Origin of the sequence: Thiomicrospira cyclica ALM1 (assembly GCF_000214825.1) — a bacterium.
GTDB lineage: Bacteria > Pseudomonadota > Gammaproteobacteria > Thiomicrospirales > Thiomicrospiraceae > Thiomicrospira > Thiomicrospira cyclica.
This window is the reverse complement of the sequence record NC_015581.1, coordinates 1004800-1016605: the sequence shown is the minus strand read 5'-3', so window position 1 is coordinate 1016605 and position 11806 is coordinate 1004800. Positions and strand designations below refer to the sequence as shown.

Annotated in this window: 8 protein-coding genes; 7 read left to right on the top strand and 1 reads right to left on the bottom strand. The window is 47.4% G+C overall.

The annotated features are described in order from the left end of the window. Positions 1-57: 57 nt before the first annotated feature. From rpsO to THICY_RS04420, 3 genes are all read left to right on the top strand, one after another. Positions 58-324, top strand: coding sequence for a 30S ribosomal protein S15 (gene rpsO, locus THICY_RS04430; RefSeq protein WP_013835410.1), 267 nt, complete (start codon positions 58-60; stop codon positions 322-324). 142 nt (positions 325-466) lie between these two features. Continuing rightward, positions 467-2551 carry a polyribonucleotide nucleotidyltransferase gene (gene pnp, locus THICY_RS04425; RefSeq protein ID WP_013835409.1) on the top strand — a complete coding sequence of 695 codons (2085 nt, stop codon included), beginning with the start codon at positions 467-469 and terminating at the stop codon, positions 2549-2551. A gap of 185 nt (positions 2552-2736) precedes the next feature. Then, a complete protein-coding gene (locus tag THICY_RS04420) occupies positions 2737-5646 on the top strand; it encodes an insulinase family protein (RefSeq protein ID WP_013835408.1) in 2910 nt (969 codons plus the stop codon). Positions 5647-5728: 82 nt separating this feature from the next. On the opposite strand, the gene THICY_RS04415 is transcribed toward THICY_RS04420, so the two are convergent. After that, on the bottom strand, positions 5729-6508 hold the full coding sequence (locus tag THICY_RS04415; protein ID WP_013835407.1) for an enoyl-ACP reductase FabI: 780 nt from the start codon (positions 6506-6508) through the stop codon (positions 5729-5731). Between the two features lie 77 nt (positions 6509-6585). Between THICY_RS04415 and THICY_RS04410 the strand changes: the two genes are divergently transcribed. From THICY_RS04410 to THICY_RS04395, 4 genes are read left to right on the top strand one after another with little or no spacing between them, the layout of a single operon-like run. After that, positions 6586-8802, top strand: a complete 2217-nt coding sequence (locus tag THICY_RS04410) for an ABC transporter substrate-binding protein (protein ID WP_013835406.1) — start codon at positions 6586-6588, stop codon at positions 8800-8802. Then, positions 8799-9776: an ABC transporter permease gene (locus THICY_RS04405; protein WP_013835405.1), complete on the top strand. Its 978-nt coding sequence runs from the start codon at positions 8799-8801 to the stop codon at positions 9774-9776. The genes THICY_RS04410 and THICY_RS04405 overlap by 4 nt, the downstream gene beginning before the upstream one ends. Further along, a complete protein-coding gene (locus THICY_RS04400) occupies positions 9773-11182 on the top strand; it encodes an ABC transporter permease (protein ID WP_013835404.1) in 1410 nt (469 codons plus the stop codon). The genes THICY_RS04405 and THICY_RS04400 overlap by 4 nt, the downstream gene beginning before the upstream one ends. A 14-nt stretch (positions 11183-11196) precedes the next feature. Further along, a complete protein-coding gene (locus THICY_RS04395) occupies positions 11197-11802 on the top strand; it encodes a hypothetical protein (protein ID WP_013835403.1) in 606 nt (201 codons plus the stop codon). Positions 11803-11806: the final 4 nt, after the last annotated feature.

Genomic DNA, 11806 nt, shown 5'->3' with positions numbered 1-11806 from the left:
CTGCTATCGGTCGCGGAAACGATGTCTTTAAATCGATCGATCACTATGGAGAACACCATGATTAATGCTGAAACAAAAGCGAAAGTTGTTGCTGATTACGGCACTAACGCACAAGATACCGGTTCTACAGAAGTTCAGGTAGCGTTATTAACCCAGCGTATCAAATACTTAACTGAGCACTTTAAAGCGCACAAGCAAGACAACCACTCGCGTGTTGGCTTATTACGTTTAGTTAGCCGTCGTCGTAAGTTACTTGATTATTTACATAAGAAAGACGGTCAGCGTTATTTAGACCTTATCGGTCGTCTAGGCTTACGTAAGTAATTGCTAGGTTAGCGCCTGAAAAAAAGCCCCGCTGGTCGGGGCTTTTTTGTGGCCGATTTTCTATCCACGTTGGCTAATTAAGGCTACAATAGCAGCGAGAAAATAGAAATGATGACATTAAAAATTAAGTAGGTATTAACGCATGGCAAAACATTTAACTCGTTTTCAATACGGTCAGCATCAAGTCACCTTAGAGACTGGTGAAATTGCTCGTCAAGCCGACGGTGCTGTCATCGTTGGCATGGGTGACACGCGCGTATTGGTTACAGTCGTGGGCGCAAAGCAAGCTAAAGAAGGACAGGATTTTTTTCCATTAACCGTCAATTATCAGGAAAAAGCTTTTGCAGCCGGTAAGATTCCCGGTGGTTTTTTAAAGCGTGAAGGGCGTCCTTCGGAATATGAGACCTTAACCTCACGTTTAATTGATCGTCCGATCCGCCCTTTGTTCCCTAAAGGCTTTATGAACGAGGTACAAATTATTGCTACGGTGTTAGCTTTAGATCCCGAAGTAGGTGCAGAAGTACCAGCGATGTTGGGAACATCAGCGGCATTGGCGATTTCTGGTATTCCTTTTAATGGGCCTATAGGTGCCGCCATTGTGGGATACAGTAATGGTGATTATTTACTAAATCCATCAAAAGCGGAATTAGAAACGTCTGATCTTGAGTTAAGTGTGGCTGGTACGGAAACGGCGGTGTTAATGGTGGAATCGGAAGCGAGCGAATTACCGGAAGATATTATGCTCGGTGCGGTGATGTTTGGTCATCAGCAAATGCAGGTGGCTATTCAGGCGATTCGCGATATGGCGACCTCGATTGGCAAGCCGCGTTGGGATTGGCAGCCAGCCGCTGAAAATACCCCGTTGAAAGACCAAGTGTTTGCATTGATTCGTGGCGATGTCGAAGCCGCCTACACCATAGCGGATAAAATGGCTCGTTATGCTGCCTTAGATGCCGCTAAAGCGAAACTAATGGCTGAGCTTGCTGTATCAGAAACCCGTCCAGATGGCGCGGCAGAGAAAGAGCTTGAAGGATTGTTTGGTAAGTTGCAAAAAGCTATTGTTCGTGGTCGTTCGGTTGCCGGTGAACCGCGTATTGATGGGCGTGATAATCATACCATTCGTGGCATTGATTGCCAGGTTGGTATCTTACCTAAGGTTCATGGTTCAGCATTGTTTACTCGGGGTGAGACACAAGCCTTGGTGGTGACCACGCTTGGCACGGAAACCGACGCGAAAATTGTCGATGAGCTAACTGGTTCGTACAAAGACCGTTTTATGTTGCACTATAATTTCCCGCCTTATTCTGTGGGCGAATGTGGGCGCATGGGAACACCGGGTCGTCGTGAAATCGGTCATGGCATGTTGGCGCGTCGCGGGGTTGCGGCTATGTTGCCTACGGCTGAAGAATTCCCTTATACCGTTCGCGTAGTATCTGAAATTACTGAATCCAATGGTTCAAGTTCTATGGCTACCGTCTGTGGTACTAGTATGGCGTTAATGCATGCCGGTGTTCCGATTGCGGCACCCGTTGCAGGTATTGCGATGGGCCTTATTAAAGAAGACGCTGGTTTTGCCGTGCTTTCAGACATTCTTGGTGATGAAGATCATTTGGGTGATATGGACTTTAAGGTTGCTGGTACAGATCAGGGCATTACTGCACTGCAAATGGATATTAAGATTGAAGGGATTACCGAAGAAATCATGCGTATTGCGCTGGATCAAGCGAAAGTCGGTCGCTTACATATTCTAGGTGAAATGGCGAAGGCAATTAATAGCTCAAATCAAGAGGTGGCTGATACTGCGCCACGCTTTACGACTATGAAAGTCAAAGCGGATAAAGTACGCGAAATTATTGGTAAAGGTGGCGCGACGATTCGTGCTATCACCGAAGAGAGCGGTGCCGTTATTGAGCTGCAAGATGATGGTACTGTGCGTATTGCCGCTACCGATCAAGCTTCGGCTGATATCGCGATTTCCAAGATTAATGCCATAATTGCTGAACCAGAAATTGGTAAGGTATATGATGCTAAGGTTATGAAAATTGTTGATTTTGGTGCCTTTGTATCTTATATGCCAGGTCGTGAAGGTTTAGTGCATGTGTCTCAGATTGCTGAGGAACGTGTTGAAAACGTAGCCGACTATCTAGCCGAAGGCCAAGAGATTCAAGTGCGTTTGTTAGAGATTGACAAGCAAGGCCGTGTTAAGTTATCGATTAAAGGTGTTTAGTTACCGGAGCTTGCTCTTCTCATTTGACTTTTGCTTTATCGAGTTTGTATGCCCCAGCGACGCCTCTTTTTGCGCAGCAAAAATCGAAGGAGCAGGGGTATACAGACGGATAAAAGCCTAAAAGAAAGAGCTTTCCCCATACAACCAAAACCGTTGCAAAACGGTTTTTTTATTTGTGAGGTTTTATGCCAACCAGTTTTGAAACATTTGAGTTTATCAGTGAAGATTTTATCGACAGTTTATCGGTAAAGGTACAAACCTTCCGTCATAAGGTAACCGGCGCTATGCATTATCATTTAGCGGCCGATGATGATCATAAGGTGTTTATGGTGGCCTTGCGTACCGTACCAGAAGACTCCACCGGGGTGGCGCATATTTTAGAACATACCGTGTTGTGTGGTTCTGAGCGTTATCCAGTGCGTGACCCGTTCTTTATGATGATTCGCCGTTCCATTAACACCTTTATGAATGCCTTTACTTCTAGCGATTGGACGGCGTATCCCTTTGCCACCGAAAATGACAAGGACTTCAAGAATCTACTAGACGTTTACATGGATGCGGTGTTTTTCCCCAATTTAGATCCGCTCGATTTTGCGCAAGAAGGTCATCGTTTTGAATTTGAAACCCCAACCGATGCCAGTTCGCCTTTAACCTATAAGGGTGTGGTGTTTAATGAAATGAAAGGCGCGATGAGTTCGCCGGTTTCGACTTTGTGGCAAGTGTTAACGAGTGAGCTGTATCCAACTTCGACCTACCACTACAACAGTGGCGGGGAGCCGGAAGCCATTCCTGACTTAACTCATGCCCAACTGGTCGAGTTTCATCGCAGCCATTATCACCCATCGAACGCGGTGTTTATGACCTATGGCAACCAAACTCCGGCCGAGTTGCAAGCCGATTTTGAGCGTTTGGCGCTGGCTCGTTTTAGCCAACCTATTGAACCGATTTATGTTGAAACCGAACAGCGTTTTAGTGCGCCTAAAGTTGTAGAGCAATCTTATGCTTTAGATGAAGAGGATACCACCCAAAAAACCCATATTGTGCTGGGCTGGTTGTTAGGCTTAAACAAGGATCCTATGGATGTGCTAAAGGGCCATTTGTTAGCTTCGGTGTTGTTGGATAACAGTGCCTCGCCCTTACGATTTGTGTTAGAACAAACTGAGTTGGCCACTGCGCCTTCACCGCTATGTGGCTTAGAAGACTCCAATAAAGAAATGGCCTTTGTGGTCGGCGTGCAAGGCAGTGAGCCGGAGCATGCACAAGCGGTAGAAGATTTAATTATCAATGAGTTACAGCGAATTGTTGATGAAGGTATTGACCAATCGCATGTTGAAGCCATGTTACATCAATTGGAGTTGAGTCAGCGTGAAGTGGGTGGTGATAGCTATCCCTATGGCTTGGAGTTAATGCTGGGTGCCTTGCCTGCTGCTTTGCACCAAGGTGACCCGGTGGCCTTACTAGATGTGGATAAGGTGTTGCTGGCATTACAGGAAGAAGTGTCTCATCCAGACTTTATTCCGAATTTGGTGCAGGCCTGGTTGTTAGATAATCCCCATCGCGTGCGTCTAACCCTTAAGCCTGATGCAAATCTAAATACACAGCGTGAGCAGGCTGAAAAGGCCAAGTTAGCGACGATTCAGCAGACATTAACGGTCGTTGAACAGCAAGCCATTATTGATCAAGCCGTTGCGCTGGAGCAACGCCAAGCACAACAAGATGATCCAACGATTTTGCCAAGCGTTACCAAAGATGATGTTAATCCAGAAATTATTCAGGTCTTGCCGAAGCAATCCAAGCAAGTCGCAGGTGGAAAAATCACCGCCTACGAACGTGGTACCAATGGTTTGGTGTACCAGCAATTAATCGTTGATATGCCCGATTTAACCGCGGCAGAGCAAACCTTGATGCCGTTATTTAATAGCTGTTTAACCGAAGTGGGTAGTGGGGGGCGCGATTATTTGACAACTCAATCCTTGCAAGCAGCGGTGACTGGCGGGTTGGGTGCGCGTTCTGCCGTTCGAGCCGATATTTTAGATAAGACGGCTTATCACAGTCATTTTATGTTGACCGGTAAGGCCTTGAATCGTCATCAGCAAGATCTGGCGGATTTGATGCAACAAACCTTGTTAACAGTGGATTTTAGTGAAACGGCGCGTTTACGTGATTTAGTGGCACAGATTCGTTCGTCAATGGAGCATCGCATTACCGGTGCCGGCCATAGTTTGGCGATGAGTGCGGCAGCACAAGCGTTTTCACCAGTGGCACAGTGGAATTTCCAGCGTTCCGGTTTAGCCGGCATTCAGTTTATTAAGCAATTAGATAAAGCCCTGCAGGATCAAACGGCTTTAGAGGACTTTGCCCATCAGTTAGCGGTTTTGCGCGACAAGATCGCCAGCGCGCCAAAACAAGCGCTATTGGTAGCGGATGATGCTGGTTATGATGCGGCCTATGCTGCTATGGGTGAGTTACTCAATGCCTCGACAACTTCGAATGCTCAGTCATTGCGTTTGGCACAGCCTACAGTGGTTCAACACCAGGCCTGGTTAACTTCAACTCAGGTTAATTTTTGTGCCCAAGCTTATCCGGCGGTAATGTGGGGCCATGAAGATGCGCCATTGTTGTCGGTGATGAGTGCTTGTTTGCGCAATGGCTTTTTACACAGTGCGATTCGTGAAAAAGGCGGCGCCTACGGCGGTGGTGCCAGTTTTGATGCTGAGTCCGGCGCGTTAGTGATGTTTTCTTATCGCGACCCGCGTTTAATGGAGACTTATGCCGATTTTGACCGAGCCTTGGATTGGTTAATGACTTCCGCAACGCAAGAGCAGGTGGATGAGGCGATTTTGAATATTGTCAGTGCCATGGATAAACCCGGCTCTCCGGCTGGTGAGGCGAAAAAAGCCTTTTATCAAGAGCTCTATGGTCGTGACCATGACAAGCGAGTTGCTTACCGTCAAGCGGTACTCAATGCCGATTTAGAACAGGTTAAAGCCGTGGCGCAACGATATATCCAAGGTCAAGCCACGCGTGCGGTATTAACTCAAGCGAGTCAGTCGGAGTTATTAACGACCAATGGCTTTGAATTGATAAAGATGTAACGTTTTTCTGAACGTTAACATCTAAAATGTAGCGATGAAAAATCCCCGCTATTGCGGGAATTTTTTAGAGTTGCTTTATAACTTAGGTTGATGCCGTCGTGTTATAGCCACCATCAACATAGGTTATTTCACCGGTGATGCCTGACGCTAAGTCTGAACATAAGAAAGCACAGGTATTGCCGACTTCTTCAATGGTCACATTACGACGTAACGGGGTTGCTTGAGCCGCCTTATCCAGCATTTGCCGAAAATCTTTAATACCTGAAGCGGCGAGGGTGCGAATCGGGCCAGCAGATACTGCGTTCACGCGGATGCCATCTTGACCTAAATCCGCCGCCAAATATCGTACAGTGGCTTCTAATGAGGCTTTAGCAATGCCCATGACATTATAGTTGGGTACGGCACGTTCGGCGCCCAAATAGGAAATCGTCATTACCGAGCCTTGGCGTGCTTTTAACATCTCATAACCGGCCTTGGTGAGCGCGGTTAAGCTGTAGGCACTAATGTCGTGCGCGATTTTAAAGCCTTCGCGAGTAGAGGCATCAATCATGCGGCCTTCGAGTTCTTCACGCGGTGCAAAGGCTACCGAATGAACTAAAATATCCAGACCTTCCGGCCAGTGGTTTTTTAATTGGGCGAACACATCGGTGATTTGTTGATCGTCTGCGACATCGAGTGGCAAGACGATATTAGAGCCAAGTTCTTCAGCGACCTTTTCGACTCGACTTTGCAGTTTCTCGGTTTGGTAGGTTAATGCAATCTCTGCGCCTTGCTCATGCATTTGTTTTGCAATACCATAAGCGATGGATTTATTATTTGCGACGCCTACAATTAAAGCGCGTTTGCCAGTTAAAAAGCCCATATTTTTCTCCATTTTGGCTAATTGTGACTCGTTAAAATGCCAACATTATAGCGTGAAACCTAAAGGTGAACCAAACAATGCACTTAACCAGGCCGGGTCAGTTCTTCGCGTCATTTGTTAAACCTTTGTTAATACTGGCAATTGCACTTGGTTTAGTGGCTTGCGCTGATCAGTGGAATCGCCCCTATACCGAAGAAGCGGTTGTATCAAATACACTTTTTACCGCCTTTTCAGCACCACCGAAACACTTGGATCCAGTGCGCGCTTATAGCTCGAATGAATGGCAAATTATCAGCCAAATTCTGGAACCGCCATTGCAGTATCACTATCTTAAACGTCCCTTTACCTTGGAGCCGCTGACGCTCACCGAAATGCCAAAAGTACGTTATTTTAATGCCGAGAGGTTCGAAGTTGCGCATGATGCGGCAGATCTGGCCTATTCGGAGTTTACCCTTAATCTGAAGTCCGGTATTCAATTTCAGCCTCATCCGGCGTTTGCGCGTGATGCCAACGGCGAATTTGTTTATCTGCCATTGGATGCGCGTAAAGCCGCCAACTTAGGTTCACCCTTTGAGCTGTCACAACTGGCCACGCGTGAGCTCACGGCTGCCGATTATGCCTATGCGATCAAGCGGATGGCGGTGCGCCAAAATCACTCGCCGGTGCTCGATACCATGATGAATTATATTGTTGGGCTGCGTGAGTTTAGTGAGCAGGTGAGTGCTGATCGAGCCGAAGTTGATCGCGAAGCCTTTTTTGATTTGCGCCCCTATCAAATTCCGGGCGTTGAGGTGGTCAATGACCATCAGTTGCGCATTCAAATTGAAGGGGTTTATCCGCAATTTATGTATTGGTTGGCAATGAATTTCTTTGCACCCGTGCCTTGGGAAGTGGAGCAGTTTTATGCGCAACCAGGCCTGGTGGCACGCAATATCAACTTTAATACTTTTCCTGTGGGAACCGGACCGTTTTTCCTAGAAGAAAATAATCCGAACCTGCGAATGCGTTTAGTGCGCAATCCAGTGTTTCATGAACAGTTTTATCCGGATTCGGGTTTAACCTATTACATGCCTGAGAGTCTGTTACGTGATGCTGGCAAGCGCTTGCCGCTATTGGACCAAGTGGTCTATACCTTGGAAAAAGAAAGTGTGCCTTATTGGAACAAGTTTTTGCAGGGGTATTATGATGCTTCGGGTGTGAGTTCCGACAGTTTTGATCAGGCGGTACAGGTATCGGTGAGCGGTGAGTTGGATTTAACCGGGGAGATGGCCGAAAAGGGTATTCAAATGCGTTCGGGTATAGAGCCAACGGTGTTCTATCTGGCGTTTAATATGTTGGATGATGTTATTGGTGGTTACAGTGCCGATCGGCAAAAATTGCGCCAAGCGCTCAGTATCGCGGTGAATTATGAAGAGTTTATTTCGATTTTTATGAATGAACGCGGCATGGCGGCACAAGGACCAATTCCACCTGGGATATTTGGTCACTTGGAAGGTGAAGAAGGTGTTAACCCCTACGTGCATGAGTGGGTAAATGGCGAGTATCAACGTAAATCATTGGACACGGCACGTGAGTTGTTGGCACAAGCAGGCTACCCAAATGGCTTAAATCCAGCAACTGGACGACCTTTACAGTTGCATTTCGATGCGGTGGCGACCGGGCCGGATGATCGCGCGCGGATGGATTGGATGCGTAAACAGTTTGAAACCTTGGGTATCGAATTGGTCATTCGCGCAACTGATGCCAATCGCTTTCAAGACAAGGTTCGCAATGGTGATGCGCAGATTTTCTTTTGGGGTTGGGGCGCGGATTACCCCGATCCGGAAAACTTTTTATTTCTACTTTATGGGCCCAATGGCTCGGTCGCAACGGGCGGTGCCGGTATTAATTCAGCCAATTATGCCAATCCCGAATTTGATCGTTTGTTTGAACAAATGCGCAATATGGAAAACTCACCGGAGCGTTTAGTGATTATTCAAGAGATGTTGGACATCGTGCGCCAAGATGCGCCTTGGGTGTTTGCACTTCATCCGCGTTCGTTAGCGCTCTATCACAGCTGGTATCACAATGTATGGCCGAATCGTTTAGCCAATAACAGCGTGAAATATTTATCGGTCGATCCTGAATTGCGTTTGCAAAAACAAGCGGAATGGAATCGCCCAGTGGTATGGCCATTGTGGTTAACGGGGTTCTTAACATTGGCGTTGTTTATTTGGGCGGCGCGTGCCTATCGTGCGCGTCAGCAACAACGCATTCAACCGCAATCGACTAACACGGGAGGGCGCAAGCTATGATGGCGTATATTGTTCGGCGCTTGATTTACGCCATTCCGATTTTGATTGGGGTGAATTTCATTACCTTTGTATTGTTCTTTATGGTCAATACCCCCGATGATATGGCGCGGGCGCAATTGGGTGCGAAACAAACCACGCCGGAATTGATTGCCAGTTGGAAAGCGGAGCGTGGTTACGACAAACCGCTGTTTTTTAATAGCGAGGCACCAGGTCTGGTTAAGGTATCGGATACCTTGTTTGTTGAGCAGTCGCTGAAATTGTTTGTGTTTGATTTTGGTAAATCCGATGCCGGGCGGGATATCGCCTCAGACATTAAAGAGCGGATGTGGCCGAGTTTGGCGATTGCCTTGCCGACCTTTGCGATTGGGCTGATTACCACCATTACGCTGGCGTTGCTGATTGTGCTATTTCGCGCCACGGTGCTCGATACCACGGCGATGGTGATCGCGGTGATGATTATGTCAATATCCGGGCTGTTTTATATAATTGCCGGTCAGGTATTGTTTAGTAAAATCCTGCACTGGGTGCCGATTTCCGGCTATGAACCTGGCTGGGCGAGTGTTAAGTTTTTAATCTTGCCGGTGTTGATTGGCGTGTTTGCCGGTTTGGGGGCGGGCACCCGTTGGTATCGCAGTATTTTCTTGGAAGAAATCAACCGCGATTATGTGCGAACCGCCCGCGCGAAAGGGCTGTCTGAAATCAGTGTGCTGTTTAAACACGTGTTGCGCAATGGCATGTTGCCGATTTTAACCGGCGTGGTGGTGGTGATTCCGAGCCTGTTTATGGGCAGTTTGATTATGGAGTCGTTTTTCGGTATTCCCGGTCTCGGCAGCTACACCATAGATGCGATTAACGCGCAGGATTTTGCGATTGTGAAGGCGATGGTATTTTTTGGCGCGGTACTCTATATCATCGGTCTGATTTTAACCGATATTTCCTATACCATTTTTGATCCAAGGGTACGTTTATCATGATGTGGGTATGGCTTTGGACAGATATTATGGTGTGGGGGCTGGTGCTTGCGCTTGGCGCCTGGGGTTGGACGATTTCGCGCTCGCCACAGGTAAAGACGCAATGGCTGGCGATTTTTCGCTCGAAAATTGCGATGGCCTCCGCGATTGTCTTATTGTTCTATTTATCAATTGCCTTGTTAGACTCGTTGCATTTTCGGTTAGCTCTGCCAGATCAAAATCAAGGGCAAACGTCTGGACAAGAACGACAGTATGCTGGTCAAACCACCAGCGCCTTGGATTGGGTATTTAATGAAATTCGCAGTCAAACCGAACGCACTTATTCGGCGCCATTTGCGCTAAAAGAGCATAGCACCTCGATTGTAAAGGATGAAGACGGGCGCGTGTTGCAACAGCATTTAGAGTTGCTGCATGCTGGTGCGCATCTAACCGATCCATCACAGCGTGCCGCCGACATCACACAAAAATCGGTGTTTGCGCTGGCGGTGGCATTGGCGATAAGCGGGCTATTAATCAGCTTGCATTTGGCTTGGCGATCCCGTGCTTTAGGGCGGCGTTTTGGCGAACAAGCAGGCCTGGTGCTGAAGGGCAAAGCTGATTTGCCATGGCGTACCGCCTATCTAACCTTTACGCTGGGCTTGGTGATTTTGTCTTGGCTGTATTATTTAGGGCATTATTATCATGTGCTTGGCACTGATAAGGTTGGTGGTGATGTGCTCTATCAAAGCTTTAAAAGCGTGCGTACAGGGGTGTTGATTGGGGTGCTCACCACTTTGGTCATGTTGCCGTTGGCGTTGATTTTGGGCATCAGTGCCGGGCTGTTTCGCGGTTGGGTCGATGATGTCATTCAGTACGTCTATACAACATTGAACTCGATTCCGGGGATTTTGTTAATTGCCGCCTCGGTGCTGGTGATGCAGACCATTATCACCAATAACCCGCAGTGGTTTGAAACGGCCACCGAACGCGCCGACTTCCGCTTGTTGGTGTTGGTGCTGATTTTGGGCTTAACCAGTTGGACCAGTTTGTGTCGTCTATTACGTGCTGAAACCTTAAAAATCAGCCAAGTTGAATACGTTACCGCCGCACGCGCTTTTGGTGTTAGTCGCTTTAAAATTATTACCCGCCATATTCTGCCCAACGTGATGCATATTGTGTTGATTGCTGTGGTATTGGATTTTAGTGCGTTGGTGTTGGCTGAAGCCGTCTTGTCGTATGTCGGTGTCGGCGTTGATCCGACCATGAATAGCTGGGGCAATATGATCAACCAAGCGCGCCTAGAAATGGCCCGTGAACCGATGGTTTGGTGGTCATTATTTAGCGCTTTTGTGTTTATGTTCATTCTGGTACTCGCTGCCAACCTCTTTTCCGACCGCGTCCAGCGCGTGTTAGACCCGAAGAATAATTAAGGGGTATGTAAGTCATGGCTTGGTTTGCGGCACCGTTGATTGTAAAGGGTTTGACTTGGAGCGCCGGAGTGGCGGCCAGTGTATTGGCGGGTAAAAAAACCAAAGACTGGGTGAGTGAAAAACTGGAGCAGAAAACCCGCGATAAGATGATGACTGAACTTAATAGTCAGGCTACAGCCTATTTAACCGAGCTAGAGCAGGCCTGGTATCGTGCCTTTTGGTATTATTTTGCGATTCAAAACGGCTTGTTACTGGTTGCGCTTGGCTTGAGTGTTTGGCTCGGTCCTTGGGTATTCTATCTCGGCCTAGGCATGGTATTTGTTTGGAATGGGGTGCTGGCCTATAGTTATAAAAGCGCCTTGCAACAACTTTGGCAACATAAAAGCCTGCAAGCACTGATCGCGGCCCGTTTATTTGAATCGCTAAGCCAGCATTTAAAAAGCCTATCTCAGATCGAACAACGCTGGGTTGATTGGTTTGTCGCGGAAAAACAAACCGAAATTTGTCAGCATGCTGCTACGCACCTTTATCCAAGAGTTCGTTTTGCACTAATCAATGTAGTGTTGATGTTAGTATTAACTTTAGTCGTATTCCGTTTAGCGGTTATACCGTTTATATAAGAGG

Excerpts from the sequence above, each read along its gene's own strand:
- rpsO (WP_013835410.1), top strand. The coding sequence starts at position 58 with ATGATTAATGCTGAAACAAAAGCGAAAGTTGTTGCTGATTACGGCACT.
- pnp (WP_013835409.1), top strand. The coding sequence starts at position 467 with ATGGCAAAACATTTAACTCGTTTTCAATACGGTCAGCATCAAGTCACC.
- THICY_RS04420 (WP_013835408.1), top strand. The coding sequence starts at position 2,737 with ATGCCAACCAGTTTTGAAACATTTGAGTTTATCAGTGAAGATTTTATC.
- THICY_RS04415 (WP_013835407.1), bottom strand. The coding sequence starts at position 6,508 with ATGGGCTTTTTAACTGGCAAACGCGCTTTAATTGTAGGCGTCGCAAAT.
- THICY_RS04410 (WP_013835406.1), top strand. The coding sequence starts at position 6,586 with ATGCACTTAACCAGGCCGGGTCAGTTCTTCGCGTCATTTGTTAAACCT.
- THICY_RS04405 (WP_013835405.1), top strand. The coding sequence starts at position 8,799 with ATGATGGCGTATATTGTTCGGCGCTTGATTTACGCCATTCCGATTTTG.
- THICY_RS04400 (WP_013835404.1), top strand. The coding sequence starts at position 9,773 with ATGATGTGGGTATGGCTTTGGACAGATATTATGGTGTGGGGGCTGGTG.
- THICY_RS04395 (WP_013835403.1), top strand. The coding sequence starts at position 11,197 with ATGGCTTGGTTTGCGGCACCGTTGATTGTAAAGGGTTTGACTTGGAGC.